This window comes from Vulcanococcus limneticus LL, from assembly GCF_943369875.1.
In the GTDB taxonomy this organism is placed as follows: Bacteria; Cyanobacteriota; Cyanobacteriia; order PCC-6307; family Cyanobiaceae; genus Vulcanococcus; species Vulcanococcus limneticus_A.
The window spans coordinates 255,889-282,062 of the sequence record NZ_CALROT020000003.1; the positions used below are offsets into that span (position 1 = coordinate 255,889).

Sequence of the window (26,174 nt, forward strand, 5' to 3'; positions counted from 1 at the left end):
GAGGTGGCCCCGTGATCGACAACGGCCTGCTGGTGCAGATGCTGCTCGGCGCCCTGCTGGGTCTGTCGGTATACCTACCGCTGGCGGCGGGGCAGCTGTCGCTGGCCACGCCGGCCTTCTACGCGGTGGGCGGCACCCTGGCGGCCCTGCTCTCCACCCGCTGGAGCGCCCTCGGGGCCACGGCCGATGGCGGGTTCCCCGTGCCCTCGCTGCTGCTGGAGATGGCCCTGGGGGGTCTGCTGGCCGGGCTGCTGGCCCTGCTGGTGGGACGGCTGGTGCTGCGGCTGCAGGGGATCTACCTGGCCATCGCCACCATCGCGTTGGTGGAGATCGTGCGGGTGGCGATCCTGAATCTGCCCTTCACCGGCGGAGCGGTGGGGATCTTCGCCATCCCCCAGCCCTTCGCCACCGCCGCCGGCTACCTGCTGCCGGCCCTGGGGCTGCTGGCCCTGACCGGCTGGCTCTGCCAGCGGCTGGAGCGGATGCCCCTGGGCCGCGCCATGGCCGCCATCCGCGACGACGACCTGGCCGCCCGCTGCATGGGCATCGACACCACCCGGGTGAAGCTGAGCGCCTTCGTGCTCAGCGCCGTGCTGGCCGGCAGCACCGGCGCCCTGGCCGCCCACTTCCTCAACACCTGGAACGCCCGCCAGGGCTCCTTCGACGCCAGCATCACCACCCTGGCCTTCGTGATCCTGGGGGGCTCGCGCACCTGGCTGGGGCCGGTGGTGGGGGGCCTGCTGCTCACGGCCCTGCCGGAGCTGCTGCGGCCGGTGGGCGATGTGCGCCTGGTGCTGTTCGGCCTGGTGATCCTGCTAGGGCCGGTACTGGCGCCCCAGGGGCTGATCACCCCGGCCCTGCTGGAGCGCCTGGGGGCCTGGGGCCTGGGCAGCGCCAGCGGCGCCAGACGCAAAGCCGAGGAGGCCCAGCCATGAGCCAAGGCCCAGCCAGGAGCGCGCCCCTGCTGGAGGTGCGGGATCTCAGCCGCCGCTTCGGGGGGCTGCTGGCCGTGGATCGGGTGAGCTTCGCCGTGCAGCCCGGCGAGATCTTCGGCCTGATCGGCCCCAACGGCGCCGGCAAAACCACCCTGTTCAACCTGATCTCCGGCGTGACGCCGCCGAGCAGCGGCGCGGTGCTCTGGCGCGGCGAGCCGATCACCGGCCAGCCGCCGCATCGGCTCAACCGCCTGGGCCTGGCCCGCACCTTCCAGAACCTGCGCCTGTTCGAGGGTCTCTCGGTGCTGGACAACGTGCTGGTGGCCCTGCAGCGCCGCCCCCGCAGCAGCGCCGCCGGCGGTCTGCTCAACAGCGCCGGCCACCGGCGCGCCGAGCGCCAGCGGCTGGAGGCGGCCTGGCAGCTGCTGGAGGAGCTGGGGCTCACGGCCCTGGCCGAGCGGCAGGCCGGCACCCTGGCCTACGGCGATCGGCGCCGGCTGGAAATGGCCCGGGCCCTGGCCACCGGCCCCTCCCTGCTGCTGCTGGATGAACCCGCCGCCGGCCTCAACCCCGCCGAAAAAGACCAGCTCTGCCAGCTGATCAGCGCGCTGCGCCAGCGCCACCAGCTCACGGTGGTCATCATTGAGCACCACGTGCCACTGCTGATGCGCCTGTGCGACCGCATGGCCGTGCTGGATTTCGGCGTGCGCATCGCCCTGGGCACGCCCGAGGAGGTGCGCCACGACCCGCAGGTGATCGAGGCCTACCTCGGCACCGGAGGCCCTGCGTCATGACCACCCCCCTGCTCGAGCTCCAGGGGCTGAGCGTGCACTACGGCAGCGTGCAGGCCCTGGCCGGTATCGACCTGCTGGTGCACCCCGGCGAACTGGTGACGCTGCTGGGCTCCAACGGCGCCGGCAAGAGCACCACCCTGCGGGCCATCTCGGCCCTGGTGCCCGCCGCCGCGGGGCAGATCCTCTGGCGCGGCGGCAGCCTGGCGGGGGTGCCGGCCCATCGCCTCCTGAAGCTGGGCATCGGCCACTGCCCCGAGGGCCGGCGGGTGCTCAGCCGCCAGAGCGTGGTCGACAACCTGATGCTGGGCGCCTACCTGCGCCGCGACACCGCCGCCATCCACGCCGACCTGGAGCGCTGCTACGGGCTGTTCCCCCGCCTGGCGGAGCGGCGCCACCAGCTGGCCGGGGGCCTCTCGGGCGGCGAGCAGCAGATGCTGGCCATTGCCCGGTCGCTGATGGGCCGGCCGGAGCTGCTGCTGCTGGATGAGCCCAGCCTGGGCCTGGCCCCAAAGCTGGTGGGCGAGGTGATGGCGGCCCTGGCCCAGCTGCACTGCGAGGGGCTCACGATCCTGCTGGTGGAGCAGAACGCCCAGGCCGCCCTGGGCATCGCCGACCGGGGCGTGGTGCTGGAGGCGGGCCGCCTCACCCTGGCGGGCCCGGCGGCCGAGCTGCTGGCCGATCCCACCCTGCAGGCCGCCTACCTGGGGGGCTGAGGGCCACGGGCCAAGGGACTGAGCGATGGCCTGGCGCCCTAGCGGAAGGGCGGCGCGATCAGCAGGCCGCCGCGGTTCCAGAGCTGGTTGGCGCCACGCTCCAGCCCCAGGGATGACCCCTGGCCCAGGTTGCGCTCGAACAGCTCGCCGTAGTTCCCCACAGCCGCCACCGCCCTGGCGGCGAAGTCGGCCGGGAGGCCCAGGGAGCGGCCCAGCTCGCCCTCGAGGCCCAGGAACCGCCGCAGCCGCGCCTGGCGCGGATCGGAGCGGGCCCGGGCCGTGAGCGCCGCCAGGTTGGCGCGCGTCACCCCCTGCTCCTCCGCCTCGATCAGGGCGTAGGCGATCCAGCGCACCGCATCGGCCCACACGGGATCGTCCTGGCGGCTGGCGGCCGCCATCGGCTCCTTGCTCAGGGCCTCCGGCAGCAGCCGGTGGGCGGCCGGGTCGGGGAACAGGGTGCGGCGGGCCGCCAGGCCGGAGCGATCACTGGTCACGGCGGTGCAGCGGCCGGAGAGGTAGGCGGCGAATGTCTCATCGGCGTTGCGGTAGCGCAGCGGCACATAGCGCAGGCCCAGGCTGCCCATGCGATCCGCCAGCACGCCCTCGTTGGTGGAACCGCTCACCACACACACAGGCCGGCCGGCCAGATCGGCCAGGCGACGGATGCCGCTGGCGACCGGCACGAGCACGGCGCCACCGTCGAAGAAGAGGATCGGCGCAAAGGCCAGGCCGTTGCCGCCGGGGGCATCCCGGCTCAGGTTCACGGTGGTGTTGCGCGAGAGCAGGTCCACATCGCCGCTGGCCACGGCGGTGAAGCGGTCGTTGCTGGAGAGCAGGCGCAGCTCCACGCGGGCGGGATCCCCCAGCACCGCGGCGGCCACCGCGCGGCAGAACTCCACGTCGAAGCCCGTGTAGCGGCCGTCGGCGCCGAGGCTGCTGAAGCCAGGCAGCTGGCCGTTGATCCCGCACACCAGGGTTCCGCGCTGGCGCGCCTGGCGCAGGCGCTCGCTCTGCAGCTGGTCGCCCCCAGCCTCACCAGCGGAACCGCCGCAGCTGGCCAGCGGAGCGGCCGTGAGCAGCGCCAGCACGGGCAGAGCCAGGCCTGAGCGGATCCAGGGGCGTCGGGAGGCACGACGCAGGGGGCGTCGCAGTCGCGGCAGCGCCATGCACCTCCAGCAGAGGGACGCGAATCTAGGTGCCATAGCCGCCCCCACCCGGGGTCTCGATCCGCAGCCGATCGCCGGGGTCCACCGCCCGTTCAGCCCGCCCGCCCAGCTCCTCCCAGGCGCCATCGGCACGCTGGAGCCGGTTACGGCCCAGGGCCGCCGCGCCGCCGCCGGCCAGGCCGAAGGGCGCCACCCGGCGCGAGCCACTCAGCAGCGACACCGTCATCGGCTCCAGGAAGCGCAGCTGCCGCACCACCCCGTCGCCGCCGCGCCAGTGGCCTCCGCCGCCGCTGCCGCGGCGGATGGCGAACTGCTCCAGCCGCACGGGGAAGCGCTCCTCAAGGATCTCGGGATCGGTGAGGCGCGAGTTGGTCATGTGGCTCTGCACCGCATCGGCGCCGGCAAAGCCCCGGCCGGCGGCGTCCAGCCCGGCGCCCGTGCCGCCGCAGATCGTCTCGTAGTACTGGCAGCGGGCGTTGCCGAAGCTGAGGTTGTTCATCGTGCCCTGGGCGGCGGCCATCACCCCCAGGGCGCCGAACAGGGCGTTGGCCACGGCCTGGGAGGTCTCCACGTTGCCGGCCACCACCGCGGCGGGCGGGCGTGGATGCAGCAGGCAACCCTCCGGCACCACCAGCTCCAGGGGCTCGAAACAGCCGGCGTTGAGCGGGATCGGCCGATCCACCAGGCAGCGGAACACGTAGAGCACCACGGCCTTGGTGATGGCCAGGGGGGCATTGAGGTTGCCGTCCGTCTGCTGCGGGGAGGTGCCGCTGAAGTCGATGCGGGCGCGGCGGGCCGCCCGGTCCACCGTGATCGCCACCGCCACCTCCAGGCCGTCGTCGAGGGGCAGGCGGAAGGCTCCGTCGTGGAGCCGATCAATCACACAGCGCACGGCTTCGGCGGCGTGGCGCTGCACGTGGCCCAGATAGGTCTGCACCAGCGGCAACCCCTCGCGCCGGATCAGCGCCTGGAGCCGCTCCACCCCCAGGCGGTTGGCGGCCACCTGGGCCTGCAGATCGGCCAGCAGCTGGTCGGGATTGCGCACGGGCCAGGGTCCCGCCTCGAGCCGTTCTCGCCAGATCCCCTCCTGGAAGACGCCGTCCCGCAGCAGCGGCACGTTGTCGAGCAGCAGGCCCTCCTCGTCGATGCGGCGGCTGTGGGACGGCATCGAGCCCGGCGTGATGCCCCCCACATCGGCGTGGTGACCGCGGGAGGCCACGAACAGCACGGGGGCAGCCGGGAACCCGGCCACGTCCCGTGAATCCGGCAGCTCAGCGAACACCGGCGTGATCACGGTGATGTCCGGCAGGTGGGTGCCGCCGTTGAAGGGGTTGTTGGTCACCACCGCATCGCCGGGGGACAGCGGCGGATGCTCGCCGCGGCGGACGGCGGCCAGCAGAGCCACCACGCTCTCGCCCATCGAGCCCAGGTGCACGGGGATGTGGGGCGCATTGGCCACCAGCGCCCCCGCCCCATCGAACACGGCACAGGAGAAATCGAGCCGTTCGCGGATGTTCACCGACGAACTGGTGAGCTGCAGCCGCGTGCCCATCTGCTCGGCGATGGCGGCAAAGCGGTTGTGGAACAGCTCCAGCAGCACGGGGTCGGGGGCGGGCGGGTCCTCCGGAGCCCCAGGGTGCTGGCAGGGCAACACGGGCACGTCCGGCTCCTGGCAGCGCAGCTCTGGGCCGTCTGCGTCCTGGCGACGCAACCCGGTTACCTCAGCAGCCCCAGGAACGGAGGAGCCTTCGACGGAGGACAGGTCGGCGGAAGGTGCAGCCTCGTGGCGGAACAGCAGTTCCCCACCTGCGAGCAGCTCGGCGCTCCAGCCCGGCAGCAGCAGGTTCGTGCCGGTGGGATCCACGATCAGGGCCGGTCCCGGCAAGGGGCCCGCCCCGCCCAGCGCCCCCCGCTGGAGCAACGGGGCCTCGCACCAGCCCCCGGCGACGTAGAGCCGGATCTGCCGGGTTTCCGCCCTCGGTGCAGCACCCCTGTCCGGTGGGATCGCTACTTCGTCGTCGGGCCTTGAGCCGGGCCCCGCCGCCGTACCGCGCTGCAGGGGCTGACCCGCGCGAATGCGCTCCACGCTGAGCCGTTCCACCACCGGCCGCAGCGGCTGACCCTCCCGGTCCATGGGCCGGTAGCCGAAGCGCTGCTCGTAGCGACTGGCAAAGCCCTCCAGCAACGCATCCAGAGGGGACCAGGGGAGGGGGATGACGCTGTCGCTGCCGGGGGTGCGCAGCTGCAGCTGAACGTCGTAGCACTCAAGGGCCGGACGCTCACGGTCCGGGTGCTCACGGTCCGAGCGCTCACCGTCCTGCTTCTCAGCGTCCAGCTGGTCACCATCCCGCTGCACACCATCCCGAACTGGAGCGCCCGCCAGGGACTCCATCAACTCCTCCCTCAGCGCCGTGAGCTCCTCCAGCAGCTCCGGGGTCAGGGGTCGGCGCACCGTGCGCTCCAGCAGGCGACGCTCCTCCGCCAGGCCGATGCCGTAGGCGGAGAGCACCCCGGCCAGGGGGTGCAGCAGCACCTGGCGGATGCCCAGGGCCTCGGCCAGGGCGCAGGCATGCTGACCGCCGGCGCCGCCGAAGCAGCAGAGGGCGGCGTGGCGCACGTCGTGCCCCTGCTGGATCGAGATACGTCGGATCGCCTCGGCCATCCGCTCCACGGCGATCGCCAGGGCACCCTCCGCCAGCGACTCGGGCAAGCGTGGCGGCACCTGCGTGGCCGCCGCCAGCTCCTGGCCCAGAGCCTCAAATTTCAGGCCCACCACCGCCGCGTCGAGGGGCTGGTCGCCCTCGGGCCCGAACAGGGCCGGGAACGCCTCGGGCTGCAGCCGGCCCAGCAGCAGGTTGGCGTCGGTGAGGGTCAGCGGCCCACCGCGGCGGTAGCAGGCGGGGCCCGGATCGGCCCCGGCGGAGGCGGGGCCCACCCGCAGCCGCTGGCCATCGGCGCTGATCACCGAACCGCCACCGGCGGCCACCGTGTGGATCTCCAGCATCGGAGCCTGCAGGGTGAAGCCGGCCACCTGGGCCTGCTCCCGCCGCTCCCACACGCCATCGGCATAGCAGACGTCGGTGGAGGTGCCCCCCATGTCGAAGCCGACGACCGTGCTGAAGCCAGCGGCCGCCGAGGTGCGCACCGCCCCCACCAGCCCCCCGGCGGGTCCGGAGAGGATCGTGTCCTTGGCCCGCAGCTGCTCGGGGCCGATCAGCCCGCCGCTCGACTGCATCACCCGCAGCGCCACCCCCTCCCCGAGGGCGGTGCGCACCTGCCGGAGGTAGTCGTCCAGCACCGGCCCCAGGTAGGCCTCCAGCACGGTGGTCTGGGCGCGGGGTACCAGCCGCGGCAGGGGGCTCACCCGGTGGGACAGCGCCACTGAAGCGAACCCCAGCCGCTCGAGCCAGGCCCCCAGCTGCAGCTCGTGGCGGGGATGGCGGTAGGCATGCAGCAGCGCCACCGCAACGCTCCGGTAGCCATCCTCCTGGGCTTGGCGCAACGCCACCTCCAGGTCTTTGCCAGCAAGGCCAGCCAGATCGAGGGGCTCCAGCTCCTGGCCATCGGCCGCCAGCCGGCCGGGCACCTCCAGCACCCGGCCCTCCAGGGGATCGGGCCGCTCGATGCGCAGGGCGAAGAGATCGGGCCGGTGCTGGTCGCCGATGCGCAGCAGATCGGCGAAGCCCCGGTTCACCAGCAGCAGCGTGGGCACGCCGCGGCGCTCCAGCAGCGCATTGGTGGCCACCGTGGTGCCCAGCCGCACCTCCTGCACCAGGCCCGGCGGCAGTGGATCGCCGCCGGCAGCGGCCGCCGGCAGCCCCAGCACCTCACGGATGGCCCGCACCGCCGGATCGTCGGGGCGATCCGGCTGCACCGAGAGCACCTTGCGCACCACCAGCTCGCCCGTGGGGGCGCAGCCCACCAGGTCGGTGAAGGTGCCGCCGCGGTCGATCCAGAAGCGCCAGCCGCTGCGATCAACGGGCGGAGCAGCAGGCATCGGCGCAGGGAGACGAGGGCCCCATTCAAGCTGGGCCGCCCCAGTTGCATCCGGTCACAACTGGGGGCGGAGCGGTTGCAGGCGAGTCACCCGCCGCCGGGACAGTGCGGGCAGGCTCTGGACCCCGGCCCCTTGTGACATCCCATGGCCAACACCCTGCTGGAGCGGCTCTGCCGGCTCGTGCTGCTCTCCGTGCTGCTGGTGGCCGGCGTGGTCGGCGCCACCCAGGAGGCGAACGCCAACGGCGGCAGCCGAGAGCTCAGCACCAACGCGAACGTCGTCAGGCCTCAGCGCTAGTTCTCAAACCAAGGAGCTCTGTCGAGACCACTGCGCCGCTAGGGATCTGAAGAGGCCTGTGACCTGACCGATTCGCCCCGTGTTAGCCGGACAGCGGACCTGCAGAAACTGTTCACACGGGTCAAATCGGGTCACTCACAGGCCGCGGCCCTGGCCTGGTGCTACGCGCGATGCCACCGCGGCCAGGGGGGGCTGCGGAATCTGGAGACCCTGCCTCCGCTGCATTGGTCCAAGCAGGAGAGACCTGCTGACCAGCTCCACGTCGCCGTCTCCGACACCACATGGCTGACCTTCATACCCCAGGGTGCGCTTGCTGAGCCTTTGAGGCGCTAATGGACGAGCAGATGCCAATGGCGATTGGGGTCTTGAGTCGGGCCGTCGCCTTGCTCAACGCCCAGAGAATCGAGTGCCGCAGGGTGATGAACAAAACAGACTCACCCGCATCTCCAAAAGATTCGCCAAGTTCTAAGGAACCCCGGGACTCGAGCACATCCGCACCAGGCGCTTCACATCCAGAACCAACGACTAGGCCAAGAGAGATGGCCTCAGACAGACCTCGCCTACATCCAGATCCACCGATGGGGATAGGCCTATAGCAAGGACAACACGAACGCTGACGCGCAGGGCCGATGGCTGCCCCGCAGGCCTGGGTTCACCGTCGCGCAAGCCAGGACAGGCCTGAGATTGCGAGCAGGACCAAAAACCTGCAGGACAACGGCAGCCTCAAATGACGACGCTCCTCGAGCAATCCCCACCAACAGGCCCAGCGGCAGTGAATCCGGAGTGAAGTTCCAACTCCTGGATCAATCCATGAGTCACCCCAGGATTCCCGATGTAATGGCTGAAATACCCTGGATGCCCAAGTCATCACCGGTGTAGACAGCCTCAAGCACACCGCCGGAGAAAATACCGATACCGCTGTACGACACTCCCTGGATCGTCACTGTCGTTTGCTGGAAGGTGAGGCTCGCTGTTGTCACTCCCTCAATCTGCACCCTATCGCTTTGGTCAAGGTCTGTAATGATGTCGGTCCGCTGACCATCAGCGTTGTTACCGCTTGTACCCGTCCCAGGGTTGACCAGAAACTGATCACTTTTGAGGATCAGAATGTCAGCAGAACCGTCGCGACTCCCAACGAAGGTGTTACTGCCGAATCCGCCACGAAGCTCATCGCTGCCAACACCACCATGCAGGTAATCCCTGCCAGCGCCGCCGATCAAAACATCGTCGCTTTCGTCTCCATAGAGATTGTCGCTGCCGAGGCCCCCGATGACACGATCGTCGCCTAGGCCCCCATGGGCATTATCCCCACCGGCGCCACCGAGGAGACTGTCGTCGCCGTCATCGCCAAACATGTCATCGCTACCTTCTCGGCCATAGATATTGTCATCACCGAGGCCTCCGTAAAGGTCGTCGTCTCCCGATCCCCCATCAAGGTCGTCTGCACCGCCGCCGCCATTAATGTCATCATCCCCCTCGTTCCCGAATAAATCGTCACCTCCCAATCTCCCGCGGATCACATCATCCCCAAAGAGCCCCCTCAGGGTCTCAGAGAAAATACTGCCTTGAATGTCGTCATCGTCATTTGTGCCATCCGCCGAATCGTCATCAACACTTCCGTCACCACGAACCTTGACAAGAACCCCATTGATCAGAACGTAGTCATCATCGCTGCTGTCGTCGCTGCTGTCGTCGCTGCTGTCGTCGCTGCTGTCAGAGAAAATGCCGAGACGGCCGCTCTCGTCGTCAATACCGAAGCTCATCGCAAAAACGCGCCTTCCCTGACAATGAGGCATGTCTCCCACATCCGTCAAGCAATCTCTTCAAAAGCATTGCGACAATTTGCAGAGATTCTGAGCGTTGCGCACCGACGGCTCAGCCACTGGAAGGCTACTAGGTTTTCCGTCTCACCAGTCCGTCTCAGCAGGTTGTTGAGCTCACACTGGACCCTGGCTAAGGGCACCAACTACCCAACCTGTCATCAGCGAGAAACCAAACCGAGCAAGATTTTTTACGGGAACCAGAGGCTCAGCGATAGTTCTCAAACTGCAGCGGCACCTCCACGTCCTGGGCCTTGAGCAGCTGGATGGCCTGCTGCAGGTCGTCCTTGCTCTTGCCGGTGATGCGCAGGCTCTCGCCCTGGATCGCCACCGTCACCTTCTTGAGGTTGTCGCGCACGGTCTTGCTGAGGTCCTTGGCCAGCTCCTTGCTCAGGCCCTTGCGCAGCTTCACCACCTGCTGCACCCGGTTGCCGCCCACGGGTTCGGGGGTCTGGAAGTCGAAGATCTTGAGCGAGAGGTTGCGCTTGGTGGCCTTCTGGCGCAGCACATCCTCCACGGCCTGCAGGGTCAGGTCGCTGGCGGTGGTGATCGTGAGGCTGGTGTCCTCCAGGTCGATCTCGGTCTTGGAGTCCTTGAGGTCGTAGCGGGTGGCCACGTCGCGGCGCACCTGATCCACCGCGTTCACGAGCTCCTGGCGGTCGAAATCTGAAACGACGTCGAAGGAGTAGGAATCGGCCATGGGGTGAGAGACAGGGGAGCAGCTCCTCCACAGCCTAGAAAAGGGTAGTTCCAAGGCCCAGCTTCCCCTCGCAGGCCTGGTCACGATGCCCATGATGTCCCTGAGCGGCGCCTCCGCCCTGCCTGTCCTCGCCCTCGCCCTGCCGCGCCACCTGGTGAGCGCAGCCGGGGCGCCGTTCGCCTGGTCACTGCTGCTGGCCAGCGCCACGGTGATCGCCAGCGTGGTGCCCCTCGGCGCCGCCCGCTCCCAGGCCAACTTCGAGGTGGCCGACCTGGCGGCGCCCCGAGCCATGTTCGAGCGGCTGCCGGACTGGGGCAAGCGGGCCAGCTGGGCGCACCAGAACAGCTTCGAGGCGTTCACACTGCACGCTCCGGCTGTCCTGCTCTGCCTGCTGGCCGGCGTGGATGCACCGCTGGCGATCGCCGCGGCCTGGCTGCACCCGCTGCTGCGCCTGCTCTACATCCCGGCCTACGTGGCCAACGTGCCGCCGCTGCGGGCCCTGTGCTGGGCCCTGGGTCTGACCTGCACTGGCCTCCTCTATCTGGAGGGGCTCAAGGCGGTGCTGGCGGCGGGCTGAGGGGCCCGGGCTGAACACCGCAGCGCGGAGCCTCAGCCCTTCTCCTGCAGATTGCGCAGGGCCGTGAGCAGCGAGGCGGGGCTCTGGGGATCCACCAGCAGCACGCTGCCGCCCGGGGCCTTGGCCAGCTCCTCGCCCATGGCCATCCAGTCCTTGGCGAGCAGCAGCCGCAGGCTCTCGGCCGCCGCCGGATGGGCTTCGATCACCTTGGCCAGCTCGGCGGCCGCCTCGGCCCGGGCCTTGGCCATCAGGGCCTGCTGCTTGGCCTTGGCCTCGGCATCGAGCAGCAGTGATTCGGCCCGACCGCGGGCCGCATTCACCTGGGACTCGCGCTCCCCCTCCGAGCGCAGAATCGCGGCGCGCTTCTCGCGCTCGGCGGTCATCTGCTGCTCCATCGCCTGCTGCACCCCCTGGGAGGGCACGATGTCGCGCATCTCCACCCGGGTGACCTTCACACCCCAGGGGTCCGTGGCCTGGTCCAAGTCCCGCAGCAGGGCCTCATTCACCTCGCTGCGGGTGGTGAAGGTCTGGTCGAGGTCGAGCTTCCCCATCTCGGCGCGGATCTGGGTGAGCACCAGGTTCACCATCGCCGCCTGCAGGTTGTCGACGGCGTAGTAGGCGCGGGCGTGCTCCAGCAGCTGCCAATAGACCACCGCATCCACCTCGATCGACACGTTGTCGCGGGTGATGCACTGCTGGGGCGGGATGTCGAGCACCCGCTCCTTGAGCGATTCGTGGCTCACCACCTTCTCCACCACCGGCAGCACGAAGGAGAGGCCGGGCTTGAGCTGGCGGTCGTACTTGCCGAGCCGCTCCACCAGGCGCGACTGGCCGCCGCTGGTGACGCGCACGCTGCCGAAGCCCAGGAAGGCCAGCAGGGCCAGGGCCGGCAGGGAGAACAGGGTTTCCATCGCGATCGGAGACAGGTGGGGCCGGGGTCAGGGGCGCCCAGAGCGCCGGGGGTTGAGCCGGCATAGCGGCCCGGAGGTGCCTTCAGGCTAGGAAGATCCGCCAGGACGGACCAGAATCAGGCCATGTCCTCCCTGCTCTGGCTGGCCCTCGCCGGCGTGCTGCTGCTGATCGAACTGGCGGCCCCGGGCTTCGGCGGCTTCCTGATGGGGGCGGTGGCCGCCCTGATCCTCGCCAGCCTGGCGGGCCTGGCCCTGGCACCCGGCCTGCAGTGGGCCCTGTTCGTGGGCCTCACGGTGGCGGGCACCGCCGTGATCTGGCGCTGGTCCCAGCGGCGCGGCGCCGGCCGCGAGCTGGAGAGCGCCCAGGCGGAGCTGGCGGAGGTGATCGAGGGGTTCGGCGCCGAGGCCAGCGGCCCGCGCCCGGGCGACGGCAGCCTGGGCCGGGTGCGCTGGCAGGGCCAGAGCTGGGCCGCCCAGAACCTGGATCCCGAGCGGGCCTTGCCGGCCGGCAGCCTGGTCAGGGTGCTGGGCCGCGAGGGCACGCGCCTGCAGGTGCTGCCCCAGGCCTCCCTGGATGGCCCCCCGCTCAGTCGAAGAACATCAGGCTGACCACCTTGCCCATGTCCTCGGCGCTGCGGCAGCTGGCCAGCAGCGTCTCGCTGTCGTGGAAGGCGTAGCAGATCAGCTGATCGCAGCGGCTGATGATCTCCTGGTTGCAGAGGCTGCTGGCCATCGGCAGCGGCAGCTCGTCGTGCTCTGGCTTCTCCACCAGGTGCAGCACCTGCTCCAGCTGGTCGCGGGATTCGCGCGGCTGGCGGTCCAGGCTCTGGGGCAGCAGCACCGTGAGCCGTGAGGGCTCCACCTCCAGCACGCTGCGGATCACGGCGGAGTTGACCCCCTGGGCGCCGGAGGTGATCAGGCTGTGGCCCTCCTGGGCCAGGGAGCGGGCCACCAGCTCCACCAGATGCACCGACACCACCGGCACGTGGCGGCTGCCGAGGATGGCGATGCGCCGCTTGCTGCGGTCCTGGAGCATGGCCAGCTCCTGGGCGAGGGTGTCAATCCGGTCCAGTGCCGGTAGATCGAGGGACCGGGTCACTGCACGCCGAAAACCGTTGGCTCGAAACTAGCAGTGCCGCAAGGGAAATCGCTCTGCCGGCGCCCCTGATGGCACCCCGGATCCGCCATCCGGCTCAGGCCGCCACCGGCAGGCGCAGCTGGCGGTAGAGGCGCTCGAAATCGCAGTGTTCCTCCACCAGGCGGAAGGCGTAGCTGGCCTTCACCGACTCATGCAGCCGCACATGGCCGAAGGTGCGCTCGATCACCTCCACGGTGGTGAGGGTGTCGTGCTCCACCTTGAGCAGGGGCACCTCCAGCTCCTCGGCCCGGGAGATCAGCTGGGACAGGGGCTCACCGGCGCCGGTGAGGATCAGGCACTGGGTGGAGGCCTCCAGGGCCGCCAGCTGGATGTCGGTGCGATCGGCGCCGGTCACCACGGCCATGTTGCGGCGGCGGCGGAAGAACTCCATGGCGGAGTTCACGTTCATGGCGCCGATCGAGAGGGTCTCCACCAGCAGGTCGAGCCGCTCGCGGCAGCAGAGCACGCGGGCATCGAGGCGGCGGGCCAGCTCCTCCACGGTCACGCTGCGCAGCAGCGGGCTGCGGGGCATCACCCCCAGCACGGGGATGCCCAGGCGCTCCAGGGCCGGCGCCACCTCGGCCCGCAGCTGGGGCACGGCCTCGGGGGTCACGGCATTGAGCACCACGCCGGCCAGCAGGCTGCCCAGCAGCCCATGGGCCTGGAGCAGGGCATCGGCGCTGCTGGCGTCGTTCCAGGGGTGCACCAGCACCACGGGGGCCTGCAGGTCGCGGGCCAGCTGGGGCAGGCTGAGGCCGTAGAGCAGCCCCTCGCAGAGGCTGCCGGCGGCCTCCAGCAGGGTGAGGCCCTCGCCGGCGGCGGCCAGGCGGGCCTTGAAGCGGTCGAGGCCGGCACCGGCATCGAGGTCACCGGCCAGCAGCCGTGCCTGGGCGGCGGCGGGCTCCAGCAGGTGGGCGGAGGGCAGCAGCTGGTCGTCGGCGAGGCCAAGGATCTGGCCCACGAAGCGCACGTCGTCGTCGATCAGCTCGGGGCCATCTGGCCCGGCGGCGGGTGCCTCCGCATCAAGGCTGGTGGCCAGGGGCTTGCCGAAGCGCACGGGCAGGCCCCGCTGCAGCAGTTGCCGGGCCAGGCCCAGCACCAGGGCCGACTTGCCGCTGAAGGGCTCGCAGGAGCCCACCAGGAGGGCGGCGCCGGGAGCGGAGGGGCTGGCCTGGCCCATGCCGGAGGTGCGGGTCGAGGGAATCTAGGTGGCCGCCGCAGGCGGCAAGGCGCCCACCAGCAGCCAGCGCCAGAAGCTCTCGGGCAGGTCTGGCGGGGTGCCGGGACCCTGCGGGGCCTCCAGCAGATCCATCAGCCAGAGCACCAGCAGGTAGGTGGGCAGGCTGAAGGTGTAGCTCACCTCCGGCAGGGCCGGGAAGCGCAGGATGCAGCTGCTGAGCTCCTGGGGCGAGCCCGCCGCCGACCAGCTGAAGTCGAAGTCGTGGCCGCCGCCGGGTCGCAGGGCCCGGCGGCCACTGGTCCTGCCGCGGGCCATCAGCTCAAGGGCCTGCTCCAGCCGCGCCGCCCGGTTGACGCCGTCGCAGTAGGGGGCATACAGGGCCACCAGGGCCGCCAGGCCGCCCAGCTCCTGATTCAGATCCTGGGGCTGGTCCTGACCCAGCTGTTCACCGAGGCCCGCTGCCATTCAGCCCAGCACGCATGGACCAAGGATGGCGCATGCTGGCCACAAGACCACCCCCCCGCAGCAGATCCGTGGCTCCGCTCCCAGGTTCGCCGGCCGGTCCCTGGCAGGGGCGACGCATCGCCATCACCGGCGCCAACGGCAGCCTGGGCCGGGCCCTGATCCGGGTGCTGCACCGCCAGGGGGCCACCATCGTGGCCCTCACCAGTGCCGCGGCGGGTGCCGACACTCCCCTGCTGGAGTGCGATGACGCCGGCGTCCCGATCCCGCTGGAGCTGGTGTCCTGGCAGTGCGGGGCGGAGGCGGAGCTGGCGGGCGTGCTGGCCGGTGTGGACGTGCTGGTGCTCAACCACGGCGTGAACGTGCACAGCGCCCGCAGCGCCGACGCCACGGCCCTCTCCCTGGAGGTGAATGCCCTGAGCAGCTGGCGGCTGCTGGAGCTGTTCGCCGGCCTGGAGCCCGGCCCGCAGGCCAGCCCGAGCGGCGGCCGGCCCCGGGAGGTGTGGGTCAACACCTCGGAGGCGGAGATCCAGCCGGCCCTGAGCCCCCTCTACGAGCTCAGCAAGCGGCTGCTGGGCCAGCTGGTGAGCCTGCGGGCCCTGGATCTGGCCGGCCCGGGGCTGCGGATCCGGCGCCTGGTGCTGGGGCCCTTCCGCTCCGCCCTCAACCCGATCGGCGTGATGGGGCCCGACTTTGTGGCCCGCGAGATCGTGCGCCAGGCCGGCTGGAACCTGGGGCTGGTGATCGTCACCCCCAACCCGCTCACCTACGTGCTGATGCCGCTGGCGACCCTGGGCCGCTGGCTCTACTTCCGGCTGCTGACGCGGCCGTCTGTCGACGGGGTGTGAGCCCGCCTCAGACGTCGCAATCTCAGAAGTCGCGATCTCAGAAGTTGCGATCCGTGAGGATCTCGCAGCCGTCGCTGGTCACGGCAATGGTGTGCTCCCACTGAGCCGAGAGGCCGCCGTCCACGGTCACTACCGTCCAGCGGTCCTTGAGGGTGCGGCAGGCCTTGCTGCCGGCGTTGAGGATCGGCTCCACCGCCAGGGTCATGCCGGCCCGCAGCTTCATGTTGGGAAGGTCGCGTGTGCGGTAGTTGAACACCGAGGGCTCCTCGTGCAGGTTGCGGCCAACGCCGTGGCCCGTGTAGTCCTCCACCACCGCAAAGCCGTGGGCCTCCACGTGGTCCTGCACGGCGCCGGCGATGTCGAGCAGGGTGTTGCCGGCCTTGATCTGGGCCAGACCCTTCATCAGGGATTCCTGGGCTACGCGGGTGAGGCGCTGGGCCTCCTCCGTGGCGCCCTCACCCACACAGAGGCTCACGCAGCTGTCGCCGTGGTAGCCGTCGAAGTAGGCGCCGGTGTCGATCTTCACCAGGTCCCCGGCCTTGATCACCCGCTTGCTGCTGGGGATGCCGTGCACCACCTCGTTGTTGATCGAGGCGCAGATGCTGGCCGGGAAGCCGTGGTAGCCCTTGAAGCTGGGCACGGCGCCCATCTCGCGGATGCGCTTCTCGGCGTGGCGGTCGAGGTCGCCGGTGGTCATGCCGGGGGCGGCGATCTCCAGGATCTCGCGCAGCACCGTGGCCACGATGCGGCTGGCCTGGCGCATCGTCTCGATCTCGCGGGCGCTCTTGATCTCCACGCCGCGGCGGCTCTTCTGGATGCGGGGGCCGGTGGCGACGGCGGTGGCCACCGGGGCCGTGATCCCCTTGCCGGCGCTGCCATTGGCCCCAGCCGCCCGGTTGGAGCTGGCCAGCAGATCGGCAAAGAGGTTCATCGGGTCAGTCCAGGGCCGGACTTCAAGTTAGAACTTCGGCCCGGGAGCTGACGGTTCCCGGATCACCTCCGGCCTGGCACCGCCTGGCCTGCCACCCGTCCCGCCACCGCTGCCCCGCCACCGTCCCCCCGACACGGCCCCATGGCGCCTTCGTCCCAGTTCTTTGCCCAGGCGCGCCGCGTCCACGGGGCCATCGCCCCGGTGGTGCTGGCCCCGCTGCTGATCACGGTGCTGAGCGGCATGGCCTACCGGCTGCTCAAAGACTGGGGCGGCCTCGGCCGTGACCAGGTGCACTGGCTGATGGTGGTGCACGAGGGCGAGTGGCTGGGGCAGGCCGCCGAGCCGGTCTACGTGCTGCTCAACGGCCTGGGACTGCTGTGGATGCTGGGCAGCGGCAGCCTGCTGCTGGTCCATAAACTGCAGCAACGGTGGCAGCGGCGGCCTGGACCGCCGGCCGGGGAGCCTGGGAGCTGAACCCCGAGCCGGTACACTCGCTGTTTGGCCGGGCGCTTTTTCCAGCCGGATTGGCAGCTGACTCGAAGGACATGACTGACGACATCAAGGACACGGCTGCCGAAGCCACCAGCGCCACGGCGACGGCTGTTGACACTGCAACGGCTGCTGACACGGCGACGGCCACCCCCGCCAGCAAAGCCACCACCGGCAAGCTGAGCGCCCACGACCTGCTGCGCGCCTTCGAGGCCGAGCAGCTCAAGAGCGACCTGCCTGAGATCTACGTGGGCGACACCGTGAAGGTGGGCGTGCGGATCAGCGAGGGCAACAAGGAGCGCATCCAGCCCTACGAGGGCGTGGTGATCGCCAAGCGCCACGGCGGTCTCAACGAGACCATCACCGTGCGCCGCATCTTCCAGGGCATCGGCGTGGAGCGGGTGTTCATGTTGCACAGCCCCCAGGTGGCTTCCGTGAAGGTCGAGCGGCGCGGTAAAGTGCGCCGAGCGAAGCTCTTCTACCTGCGCGACCGAGTGGGCAAAGCCACCCGCGTCAAGCAGCGCTTCGATCGCTGAGGTCGGTTCCGGGTTCCACCCGGTTCTTCCGCACCCTCAAACCTGGCTGGTCTACCAACCAGCCAGACGATGCAATCCCATGCATCGACGGGGAGACATCGCCCTGCGCCGTTAGTTCAGTTGGTAGAACGCAGGTCTCCAAAACCTGATGTCGGGGGTTCAAGTCCTCCACGGCGCGTTGATGTCTCCCCACTGCAGTCTCTCGGTTCCGGACATGGAGTTGGATCTACAGCCCGGTGATGTGGTCAAGGTTCTCGAATCCGCCGCTTTGGGCTGGGTTCGTGCCCGGGTGATCCGCGTGAAATCCGGCGGTCGCGTGGTGGTCCAGAGCGACCAGGGCCGGGAATTCACCGCCCGCGGCAATCAGGTCCGCCTGATCGAGCCCGCCGGCTTCCGTCCCTGAAGCCCTCAGCGAAGCCCTTCAGACCACCCCTCTCGGCTCGACCGAAGTGGCTCTGAACAGCAAGCAGCCAATGACGCCCTGGCCAAAAGCCCCCCTGACTCTGAATTGATCCTCAGAGACTCCGCACCAAAATTTCGCTGAACGCCCGCCTCTGTGCGGGCTTTTTTATGACCTTGGCCCTTGGGGGCGGGGCCGCGGTCACACCGGCGCGGCCGCGACGTTCCCTGGCTGGCCACGATGACACCTGGGTGGCTGCGCCGAAAAATGATGGCTGCGACGACTCAGGAGGAGCGGCGACACCGAGGCGAGCGACGACAGCAACGGGGTGGGACAGCAACGGTGCGGGGCGGCATCGACACCTGGGCGAGCCAGAAAGCTGGAGCCGAAGTGCGCGAGCCGAGGCTTCCGTCAGCGGTTCGGGACGGGACCGCGCCGATGTCCAGGCCTGCGTCCAGCCACTGTCCTGGCCGAGGACCCGCTGGTTGCCCACGGATGCGAGGCGAATGTCGAGTCGGTGCGCGGTGGGTTCCGGCTGACGTCCGGCTGACGTCGGGTGGGTGTCGGGTGGGTGTCGGGTGGGTGTCGGGTGGGTGTCCAGAAATGGCGAGCCATGGCTCACCATTTCTGGACACGGCGGGGAGTGGCTCCACACCGGCCTCAGCCAAAGGTCCATCCCTACGGATGGGTTACAGGAGGCATCGCACGGACACCCCAGCCGAGTCTCCCGATCCAGCGCAGGGGGATCCGGAGCGCACCTCCGCCGCGTGCCTTACCCCGGACCCAGCTCAGCCCAGGCCCAGCTCAGCCCTGCCCCGAGTCCAAGCCCAAGCCCGCCTGCCCGCATCACGCCGCCCCGAACGCCTGGCCGACTCGTCCGCCCTGTCCGCTCCCTCCGTTTCGTTCGACCAAAGCGGTCACGCGGTCCAAGCTTTTCCCCAGCTCCCAGCCCCTGCCAACCAGGCGCTGACAACGAACCCTGAGCGACCGCCAGGCGTGTTGACGAAGGGCCCCACGACAACGGATACTTCTGGGGTCGCTGACGCGGCGCAGACATGGCCCAAAAGCCTGTCTGGGCGTGCTCTCAGAGCACTTGGGACTGTAGTTCAATCGGTTAGAGCACCGCCCTGTCACGGCGGAAGTTGCGGGTTCGAGCCCCGTCAGTCCCGCTCTCCACTCCTTGAGGATCAGCCAGGTGGCAGCAACTGGTTCGGCGGTACGCGTTCGTCTCGCCCCCAGTCCCACCGGCACCCTGCACATCGGCACCGCCCGCACGGCGGTGTTCAACTGGCTGTTCGCCCGGCGTCACGGCGGCCAGTTCCTGCTGCGCATTGAGGACACCGACAAGGAACGCAGCAAGCCCGAATACACCGCCAACATCCTGGAAGGCCTGGCGTGGCTGGGGCTGCACTGGGACGGCGAGCCGGTGATCCAGAGCGAGCGGATCGCAGCCCACCGCGCCGCCATCCAGCAACTGCTCGACGCGGGCCGCGCCTACCGCTGCTACGCCAGCGAGGCCGAACTCACGGAGATGCGCGAGCGGCAGGCGACCGAGAACCGCGCCCCCCGTTACGACAACCGCCACCGCGACCTCAGCCCCGAGCAGGAGCAGGCCTACATCGCCGAGGGCCGCGAAGCCACGGTGCGCTTCCGCATCGACGATGACGCCACGATCACCTGGAGCGACCTGGTGCGCGGTGAGATGCGCTGGGCGGGCAGCGATCTGGGCGGCGACATGGTGATCGCCCGCCGGGCCCCGGCCGACCAGATCGGCGATCCCCTCTACAACCTGGTGGTGGTGGTGGACGACGCCGCCATGGCCATCAGCCATGTGATCCGCGGCGAAGACCACATCGCCAACACCGCCAAGCAGCTGCTGCTCTACGAGGCCCTCGGGGCCACCGCTCCGGTGTTCGCCCACACCCCGCTGATCCTCAATCAGGAAGGCAAGAAGCTGTCCAAGCGCGATGGCGTCACCTCGGTGAGCGACTTCCAGCGCATGGGCTACACGGCCGAGGCCCTAGCCAACTACATGACCCTGCTGGGCTGGTCGCCGCCGGAGGGCATGGGCGAGCGCTTCACGCTGGCGGAAGCCGCCAGCGTGTTTGATTTCGAGCGCGTGAACCGGGCCGGGGCTCGCTTCGACTGGGACAAGCTCAACTGGCTCAACAGTCAGGTGCTGCACGGACGCAGCCCGGCCGAGCTGCGCGATGCCCTCATGCCGCTCTGGCAGGCCGAGGGCTGGAGCGCCGATCCCGCCTGGCAGGAGCAGCTCGCGGAGCTGCTCGGCCCCTCGCTGGTGCTGCTCGCCGATGGGGTGGAGCAGGCCCGACCGTTCTTCGAGCGGCCGGAGCTCAACGACGCGGCCGTGCAGCAGCTGGCCAGCGACGGCGCCCGCCCCGCCCTGCAGGCCCTGCTGGAGCGCCTGCCCGTAGGGGCCCTGAGCAGTGAGCAGGCCCAGGCGTTGCTGGGGGAAGCCGTGGCCGCCGCCGGCGTGAAGAAGGGCGTGCTGATGAAGAGCCTGCGGGCCGCCCTGCTCGGCAGCCTGCAGGGCCCAGACCTGCTCAGCACCTGGCTGCTGCTGCAGCCCAGCGGCGAGGCCGCCGCCCGGATCCAGCACAGCCTCTGAGGCGCAGCCTCTGAGGCGAAGCCAGGCAGGCTGCTTAAACCTCCACCAGCCCCAGCCGCCGCGCCAACGCCGGAGCCGTGAAGCCCTGCAGCCCCACGGTGAGCAGGATCATCAGGAACACCAGGCCCTTGAGGGCGGAGGCGCCAGGCACGCCGGCCGCCTCGAGCTGCAGCGCGAACAGGCTGGCCACGGCGGCGCTCACGATGCCCCGCGGCGCGATCCAGCCGAGGATCAGCTTCTCGCGCCAGCCCAGGGACGGCAGCCCAATGGCCCCCAGCTGGATCACCAGCCAGCGGTAGAGCATCAGTACCAGCACGCAGGCCACACCGCCGAGGCCGAGGGGGCTGAGCTCAGCCCAGGAGAGGTCGGCCGCCAGCAGCGGAAACAGCACCGTGATCGCCAGCTGGGCCAGCTGGCGGATCAGTTCATCGAGCTGGGTGGCCTCCTTGTCGAGGCGCAGGCCCACCACCACCCCGGCCGCCACGGCGGCGGGCAGGCCGGCGCCGGGCAGCAGTCCCTCGCTGCCGCTCACCAGCAGGAACAGGGCCCCGAGGCTGAGCTGCAGGGGCAGGCTGTCCTCACTGATGCGCACGGGGGCGCCGGGATCGGCCTGCAGCGCCTGCAGCCGCCGCAGCAGCTCCGACAGCAGCCAGCCGCCCGCCGCGCCGATGGCGGCCCCACCGCCGAGGCGCAACAGCAGCAGCGAGGCCACCGCGCCCAGGCTGGTCAGGTCGCCGAGGGCCAGCTGGAGGAGCAGCAGGGCCAGCACCGCCCCCACCGGCTCCAGGATCAGGCCTTCGGCCTCCAGGATCTGGCCGAGCACCGGGATCAGCCGCATCTGCTGCACCATCGGCGTCACCACCGTGGGGCCGGTGGCCAGGGCCACGGCGGCGAACACCCAGGCCAGGGGCCAGTCGAGGCCGGCGAGGGCATGGGCCAGGGCCGCGGCGCCGAGCAGGCCGAACACCGCCCGCACCAGCACCACCTGGATCACGGTGCGCTGCAGGTCGCGGCCGGCCAGGCGCAGGTTGAGGCCGCCATCGAACAGCACCAGGCTCACCAGCAGCCCCACCAGGGGCTCGAGGCCATGGCCCAGGGCCTCGGGCTGCACCCAGTGGAAGCCGGCACGGCCGATCACCAGACCCACACCGAGCAGCAGCACCACCGCCGGCAGTCCAGTGAGCCGCGCCACCAGCTGGGCCAGGGAGCCGGCGAAGAAGGCCTCACCCCAGAGCAGTTCCAGCCTGTTCATGGGAGCGCCTGAGGCACGGGTCCATCCAACGAACGCGCTGCAGGGCGCACCTCCGGGCTCAACTCCGGGCTCAACTCCGAGATCAACTCTGGGCTCGCTTCATGGCGACGGCAGCGGGGGCCGCAGCCGCGGGGATCGCTCAATCCTCCAGGGCCCCGTACTGGGGTTCCACGCGGATGCCCACCACGCTGCTGGGGCGGATCACCAGGTATTCACCCTGGAGTTCGGTGATCGGCACGTTCACGAAGGTGTCGGCGGGGCCGGCGTTGAGCACGCCGCCGTACCACTGCTGGAAGGCCTCCAGGGTGGCGAAGTGCACCACCTGGTGATGGCCTCCGGCCAGGAAGAGGTGAATGGCGAAGCGGCTGGGGGTGCGGGCCATCGGCGGCAGGCGGCGAAGCGTCGGGGGGAGTCGCCCCCACAGGATGCCCCAGATGGGCCGCCAGCGCCCGTCTGCCAGGCTGGGCCGATTCAGGCGCAGGCCAGCCGCATCGCCATGGCAGCAGAGGGTTCCAGCGTCGCCGGCGGCTCGGGCACAGGCGGCAGCGACAAGCCCCTGCTGCTGCTGGTGGACGGCCACTCCCTGGCCTTTCGCAGCTTCTATGCCTTCGCCAAGGGCGGCGATGGCGGGCTGAGCACGCAGGCGGGCGTGCCCACCAGCGTGACCTACGGCTTCCTCAAGGCCCTGCTGGACAACTGCAAAGGCCTGGCGCCCCAGGGGGTGGTGATCGCCTTCGACACGGCCGAGCCCACCTTCCGCCACGAGGCGGACGAGGCCTACAAGGCCCACCGCGACGAGGCACCCGAGCACTTCTTCCAGGACCTGGCCAACCTGCAGCAGATCCTGGTGGAGGCGCTCGACCTCCCCCTGTGCATGGCGCCGGGCTACGAGGCCGACGACGTGCTGGGCACCCTGGCCAACCGGGCGGCCGATGGCGGCTGGCGGGTGCGGATCCTCTCGGGCGACCGCGACCTGTTCCAGCTCGTGGACGACGGGCGCGACATCGCCGTGCTCTACATGGGCGGCGGGCCCTACGCCAAGAGCAGCGGTCCGCTGGAGATCCGGCGCGAGGGCGTGATCGCCAAGCTGGGGGTGACCCCCGAGGAGGTGGTGGACCTCAAGGCCCTCACCGGCGACAGCTCGGACAACATCCCCGGCGTGAAGGGCGTGGGGCCGAAGACGGCGATCAACCTGCTGGCCGCCTACGAGCATGTGGACGGGATCTACGCGGCGCTGGAGGCCCTGGAGCAGGCCGGCCCCAAGGCCAAGGACCCGAAGGGCGTGCTTAAGGGCGCCCTGCTGCAGAAGCTGCGCGATGACCGCGAGAACGCCTACCGCTCGCGCATGCTGGCCGAGATCCTGGTGGACATCCCCCTGCCGAGCGAGCCGCGGCTGGCCCTGGGGGAAGTGAAGGTGGACGCCCTGGCCGGCAGCCTGGAGGAGCTGGAACTGCACAGCCTGGCCCGCCAGGTGGAGCGGTTCGCCCAGGTGTTCACGGCCCAGCCGCCGTCGGGGGCGGGGGCGGGCAGGGATGGGGGTGCGGCGGTGTCCGAAATGGCTCGCCATGGCGAGTCATCCAGCGACAGTCGGGGCGAGGCTGAGGCCGCACCGACGGATGCAGGCCCCAAGACCGGAGGCACCGTCAGCAACGGCGGCACAGCCAGCGGCGCCACCAATGCCGTCCCCGCCGACTCCACCCCACCAACCCTCGAGCCCCAGCTGATCACCACCGCGGCCGAGCTGGAGGCCCTGGTGGCGCGGCTGCTGGCGGCCACCGATCCCGCCGCGCCGATCGCGCTCGACACCGAGACCACCGCCCTCAACCCCTTCCAGGCCGAGCTGGTGGGCATCGGTCTGGCCTGGGGCGCGGGCCCGGCAGACTGCGCCTACATCCCGATCGGCCACCTGCCGCCGCTGGCGCCGGATCTGCTCACCGAAGCCCCGCCGGCCCCGCCCCAGTTGCCCCTGGATGCGGTGCTCAGCGCCCTGGCCCCATGGCTGGCCAGTGCGGGCCACCCGAAGACGCTGCAGAACGCCAAGTACGACCGGCTGGTACTGCTGCGCCACGGCCTGGCCCTGGAGGGCGTGGTGATGGACACGCTGCTGGCCGACTACCTGCGCGACGCCAACGCCAAGCACGGCCTGGACGTGCTGGCGGAGCGCAACTTCGGCTTCACGCCCACCAGTTACAGCGCCCTGGTGCCGAAGGGTGCCACCTTTGCCGCCGTGCCGATCGAGGAGGCCGCGCTGTACTGCGGCATGGACGTGCACGTGACCTGGCGACTCACGGGCCTGCTGCGGGATCAACTGGCGGAGCTCGGCCCGGCTCTGCCGGCGCTGCTTGAGCAGGTGGAGCTGCCGCTGGAGCCGGTGCTGGCGCTGATGGAGGCCACCGGCATCCGCATCGACACGGGCTACCTGGCGGAGCTCTCCACCGAACTGGCGACCACCCTGCAGCAGCTGGAGATCGATGCCCGGGCGGCGGCGGGGGTGGACTTCAATCTCGCCTCCCCCAAGCAGCTGGGCGAGCTGCTGTTCGACACGCTGGGGCTCGACCGCAAGAAATCGCGCAAGACCAAGACCGGCTGGAGCACCGATGCGGCCGTGCTGGAGAAGCTGGAGGAGGCCCACCCCGTGGTGCCGCTGGTGCTGGAGCACCGCACCCTCAGCAAGCTCAAGAGCACCTACGTGGATGCACTGCCGGCGCTGGTGGAGCCGGAAACCGGGCGGGTGCACACCGATTTCAACCAGGCGGTGACGGCCACCGGGCGACTGAGCAGCAGCAACCCCAACCTGCAGAACATCCCGATCCGCACGGAGTTCAGCCGACGGATCCGCAAGGCCTTCCTGCCCCAGGAGGGCTGGAGCCTGATCAGCGCCGACTACTCCCAGATCGAGCTGCGCATCCTGGCCCACCTGAGCGGCGAGGAGGTGCTGGTGGAGGCCTACCGCGCCGGCGACGACGTGCACGCCCTCACGGCCCGGCTGCTGCTCGACAAGGCCGACGGCGAGGCGGTGAGCAGCGACGAACGGCGCCTGGGCAAGACAATCAACTTCGGCGTGATCTACGGCATGGGCGCCCAGCGCTTCGCGCGGGAAACGGGGGTGAGCCAGGCCCAGGCCAAGGAGTTCCTGAGCAAGTACAAGCAGCGCTACCCGAAGGTGTTCGCCTTCCTGGAGCTGCAGGAGCGGCTGGCCCTGAGCCGCGGCTATGTGGAGACGATCCTGGGCCGGCGCCGGCCCTTCGGCTTCGATCCCTCGGGCCTGGGGCGCCTGCGGGGCAAGGACCCGCTGGAGATCGACCTGGAGGTGGCCCGCCGCGGCGGCATGGAGGCCCAGCAGCTGCGGGCGGCCGCCAACGCGCCGATCCAGGGCTCCAGCGCCGACATCATCAAGCTGGCGATGGTGCAGCTGCACCGCCGCCTGGCGGAGACCGCCCTGCCGGCGCGGCTGCTGCTGCAGGTGCACGACGAACTGGTGCTGGAGGCGGCCCCGGAAGCCCTCGAGGCCGTGCTGGTCCTCACGCGCGACACCATGGAGCAGGCCGTGGCGCTCACAGTGCCGCTACTGGTGGAGACGGGCGTGGGTCCGAACTGGATGGAGGCGAAATAGGGCGACACCCAGCCCTACAGCTCGCAACAGGACATACCCCACAGGTAGGCCCCATAGCGCTCCAGGATCCAACTCCTCAGACCACCTCCGAGGGCATCCAACCATCAGTCCCGCCAACGCTGATCGGGGTTCAGTTCCTCGTCTATCGCTGCCCAACATGCCAAAGCGTGGCAGGCCGGGGCGAACAAGGCACGTCACTGCTCTGGAAAGAACGGCGGACAGGGCCACCCTGCCCCCGTCGGGGGGAGCAGCCAGGCCCAATGAGCTCAGCAAGGCGCCACCTGATAGTCGCAGACAGCGCGTGTCTCACCAGGGCAACGATCACAATCAGCGGGACTGATTGCCCACACGCACAAACCGGCGGCGCAGTGCTGCGCCAAGCTGGCCAGACCCGATTACAGGGCCCCGCTCACCGGCCAGGGCAGGAGGACTATGCGCTTTCTGCATAACCACTGCGGATACCAACCGCAACTGCAGGAGGCTGGCCGTGGTGATTGAATACAGATAACAAGCAAGCAGCGGCTCGATGACATCTGCTCGATCGCGCAGGGGCATCATCCTGGCCGGAGGCAGCGGCAGCCGGTTGCATCCGATCACCCAGGCGGTGAGCAAGCAGCTGCTGCCGGTGTACGACAAGCCGATGATCTACTACCCGCTCAGCACCCTGATGCTGGCGGGAATCCGGGAGGTGCTGATCATCAGCACGCCCCAGGATCAGCCGGCGTTTCAGCGGCTTCTTGGCGATGGCAGCGCCTGGGGCATGGCGATCGCCTACGCGATCCAGCC

24 protein-coding genes and 2 tRNA genes are annotated in these 26,174 nt (G+C 70.1%); 15 read left to right on the top strand and 11 right to left on the bottom strand.

Annotated elements, in window-relative coordinates:
- Positions 1–11: 11 nt before the first annotated feature.
- From ACLV7J_RS05705 to ACLV7J_RS05715, 3 genes are read left to right on the top strand one after another with little or no spacing between them, the layout of a single operon-like run.
- A complete protein-coding gene (locus ACLV7J_RS05705; protein ID WP_411868146.1) occupies positions 12–935 on the top strand; it encodes a branched-chain amino acid ABC transporter permease in 924 nt (307 codons plus the stop codon).
- A complete protein-coding gene (locus ACLV7J_RS05710; RefSeq protein WP_411868147.1) occupies positions 932–1,729 on the top strand; it encodes an ABC transporter ATP-binding protein in 798 nt (265 codons plus the stop codon). Before ACLV7J_RS05705 ends, ACLV7J_RS05710 begins: the two co-directional genes overlap by 4 nt.
- Positions 1,726–2,442 (top strand): ABC transporter ATP-binding protein, encoded by a 717-nt coding sequence (locus tag ACLV7J_RS05715; protein WP_411868148.1) that lies wholly within the window; start codon positions 1,726–1,728, stop codon positions 2,440–2,442. Before ACLV7J_RS05710 ends, ACLV7J_RS05715 begins: the two co-directional genes overlap by 4 nt.
- A gap of 38 nt (positions 2,443–2,480) precedes the next feature.
- Here the strand turns inward: ACLV7J_RS05715 and ACLV7J_RS05720 are convergent, their stop codons facing one another.
- Together ACLV7J_RS05720 and ACLV7J_RS05725 are read right to left on the bottom strand one after the other, a co-directional pair.
- Positions 2,481–3,608 carry an amino acid ABC transporter substrate-binding protein gene (locus ACLV7J_RS05720; protein ID WP_411868149.1) on the bottom strand — a complete coding sequence of 376 codons (1,128 nt, stop codon included), beginning with the start codon at positions 3,606–3,608 and terminating at the stop codon, positions 2,481–2,483.
- Positions 3,609–3,633: 25 nt separating this feature from the next.
- Positions 3,634–7,605, bottom strand: coding sequence for a hydantoinase B/oxoprolinase family protein (locus tag ACLV7J_RS05725; protein ID WP_411868150.1), 3,972 nt, complete (start codon positions 7,603–7,605; stop codon positions 3,634–3,636).
- Between the two features lie 144 nt (positions 7,606–7,749).
- On the opposite strand from ACLV7J_RS05725, the gene ACLV7J_RS05730 reads away from it, so the two are divergent.
- On the top strand, positions 7,750–7,902 hold the full coding sequence (locus tag ACLV7J_RS05730; protein ID WP_411868151.1) for a hypothetical protein: 153 nt from the start codon (positions 7,750–7,752) through the stop codon (positions 7,900–7,902).
- An 815-nt stretch (positions 7,903–8,717) separates the two neighbouring features.
- Here ACLV7J_RS05730 and ACLV7J_RS05735 read toward each other — a convergent pair.
- Positions 8,718–9,665 carry a calcium-binding protein gene (locus tag ACLV7J_RS05735; protein ID WP_411868152.1) on the bottom strand — a complete coding sequence of 316 codons (948 nt, stop codon included), beginning with the start codon at positions 9,663–9,665 and terminating at the stop codon, positions 8,718–8,720.
- 265 nt (positions 9,666–9,930) lie between these two features.
- Positions 9,931–10,422 (bottom strand): YajQ family cyclic di-GMP-binding protein, encoded by a 492-nt coding sequence (locus tag ACLV7J_RS05740; protein ID WP_411868153.1) that lies wholly within the window; start codon positions 10,420–10,422, stop codon positions 9,931–9,933.
- 94 nt (positions 10,423–10,516) lie between these two features.
- On the opposite strand from ACLV7J_RS05740, the gene ACLV7J_RS05745 reads away from it, so the two are divergent.
- Positions 10,517–10,999 carry an MAPEG family protein gene (locus tag ACLV7J_RS05745; RefSeq protein WP_411868181.1) on the top strand — a complete coding sequence of 161 codons (483 nt, stop codon included), beginning with the start codon at positions 10,517–10,519 and terminating at the stop codon, positions 10,997–10,999.
- Positions 11,000–11,031: 32 nt separating this feature from the next.
- On the opposite strand, the gene ACLV7J_RS05750 is transcribed toward ACLV7J_RS05745, so the two are convergent.
- Positions 11,032–11,910: an SPFH domain-containing protein gene (locus ACLV7J_RS05750; RefSeq protein WP_411868154.1), complete on the bottom strand. Its 879-nt coding sequence runs from the start codon at positions 11,908–11,910 to the stop codon at positions 11,032–11,034.
- Between the two features lie 123 nt (positions 11,911–12,033).
- Here ACLV7J_RS05750 and ACLV7J_RS05755 point away from each other — a divergent pair, with 123 nt between their 5' ends.
- A complete protein-coding gene (locus ACLV7J_RS05755) occupies positions 12,034–12,519 on the top strand; it encodes an NfeD family protein (RefSeq protein ID WP_411868155.1) in 486 nt (161 codons plus the stop codon).
- Here ACLV7J_RS05755 and ACLV7J_RS05760 read toward each other — a convergent pair.
- From ACLV7J_RS05760 to ebsA, 3 genes are all read right to left on the bottom strand, one after another.
- Positions 12,497–13,009 carry a DNA recombination-mediator protein A gene (locus ACLV7J_RS05760; RefSeq protein WP_411868156.1) on the bottom strand — a complete coding sequence of 171 codons (513 nt, stop codon included), beginning with the start codon at positions 13,007–13,009 and terminating at the stop codon, positions 12,497–12,499. The two genes, ACLV7J_RS05755 and ACLV7J_RS05760, sit on opposite strands and share 23 nt — an antisense overlap.
- 94 nt (positions 13,010–13,103) lie before the next feature.
- On the bottom strand, positions 13,104–14,228 hold the full coding sequence (locus ACLV7J_RS05765) for a phosphotransacetylase family protein (protein WP_411868157.1): 1,125 nt from the start codon (positions 14,226–14,228) through the stop codon (positions 13,104–13,106).
- Positions 14,229–14,252: 24 nt separating this feature from the next.
- Positions 14,253–14,693, bottom strand: coding sequence for a type IV pilus biogenesis protein EbsA (ebsA, locus tag ACLV7J_RS05770; RefSeq protein ID WP_411868158.1), 441 nt, complete (start codon positions 14,691–14,693; stop codon positions 14,253–14,255).
- A 68-nt stretch (positions 14,694–14,761) separates the two neighbouring features.
- On the opposite strand from ebsA, the gene ACLV7J_RS05775 reads away from it, so the two are divergent.
- Positions 14,762–15,538 carry an NAD-dependent epimerase/dehydratase family protein gene (locus tag ACLV7J_RS05775; protein WP_411868159.1) on the top strand — a complete coding sequence of 259 codons (777 nt, stop codon included), beginning with the start codon at positions 14,762–14,764 and terminating at the stop codon, positions 15,536–15,538.
- Between the two features lie 37 nt (positions 15,539–15,575).
- Here the strand turns inward: ACLV7J_RS05775 and map are convergent, their stop codons facing one another.
- Entirely contained in the window at positions 15,576–16,469 is an 894-nt protein-coding gene (map, locus tag ACLV7J_RS05780; protein ID WP_411868160.1) for a type I methionyl aminopeptidase, read from the bottom strand.
- Positions 16,470–16,610: 141 nt separating this feature from the next.
- On the opposite strand from map, the gene ACLV7J_RS05785 reads away from it, so the two are divergent.
- The 6 genes from ACLV7J_RS05785 (at position 16,611) to gltX (ending at position 20,523) form a co-directional block, all read left to right on the top strand.
- Positions 16,611–16,943, top strand: coding sequence for a peptidase (locus tag ACLV7J_RS05785; protein WP_411868161.1), 333 nt, complete (start codon positions 16,611–16,613; stop codon positions 16,941–16,943).
- Positions 16,944–17,014: 71 nt separating this feature from the next.
- Positions 17,015–17,494: a 50S ribosomal protein L19 gene (gene rplS, locus ACLV7J_RS05790; protein ID WP_411868162.1), complete on the top strand. Its 480-nt coding sequence runs from the start codon at positions 17,015–17,017 to the stop codon at positions 17,492–17,494.
- Positions 17,495–17,599: 105 nt separating this feature from the next.
- A tRNA-Trp gene (locus tag ACLV7J_RS05795) sits at positions 17,600–17,672 on the top strand.
- 36 nt (positions 17,673–17,708) lie between these two features.
- Positions 17,709–17,897 (top strand): hyperconserved protein Hcp, encoded by a 189-nt coding sequence (locus ACLV7J_RS05800; RefSeq protein WP_006043540.1) that lies wholly within the window; start codon positions 17,709–17,711, stop codon positions 17,895–17,897.
- 1,092 nt (positions 17,898–18,989) lie between these two features.
- A tRNA-Asp gene (locus ACLV7J_RS05805) sits at positions 18,990–19,063 on the top strand.
- A gap of 26 nt (positions 19,064–19,089) precedes the next feature.
- Entirely contained in the window at positions 19,090–20,523 is a 1,434-nt protein-coding gene (gene gltX / locus ACLV7J_RS05810; protein ID WP_411868182.1) for a glutamate--tRNA ligase, read from the top strand.
- Between the two features lie 34 nt (positions 20,524–20,557).
- Here the strand turns inward: gltX and ACLV7J_RS05815 are convergent, their stop codons facing one another.
- Positions 20,558–21,775, bottom strand: coding sequence for a cation:proton antiporter (locus ACLV7J_RS05815; RefSeq protein ID WP_411868163.1), 1,218 nt, complete (start codon positions 21,773–21,775; stop codon positions 20,558–20,560).
- Positions 21,776–21,914: 139 nt separating this feature from the next.
- Positions 21,915–22,157 carry a hypothetical protein gene (locus ACLV7J_RS05820; RefSeq protein ID WP_411868164.1) on the bottom strand — a complete coding sequence of 81 codons (243 nt, stop codon included), beginning with the start codon at positions 22,155–22,157 and terminating at the stop codon, positions 21,915–21,917.
- A gap of 114 nt (positions 22,158–22,271) precedes the next feature.
- Between ACLV7J_RS05820 and polA the strand changes: the two genes are divergently transcribed.
- Together polA and ACLV7J_RS05830 are read left to right on the top strand one after the other, a co-directional pair.
- Complete coding sequence (polA, locus tag ACLV7J_RS05825) at positions 22,272–25,388, top strand: DNA polymerase I (protein ID WP_411868165.1); 3,117 nt, start codon at positions 22,272–22,274, stop codon at positions 25,386–25,388.
- A 526-nt stretch (positions 25,389–25,914) separates the two neighbouring features.
- A partial coding sequence (locus tag ACLV7J_RS05830) for a sugar phosphate nucleotidyltransferase (RefSeq protein ID WP_411868166.1) occupies positions 25,915–26,174 on the top strand: 260 nt, incomplete at its 3' end.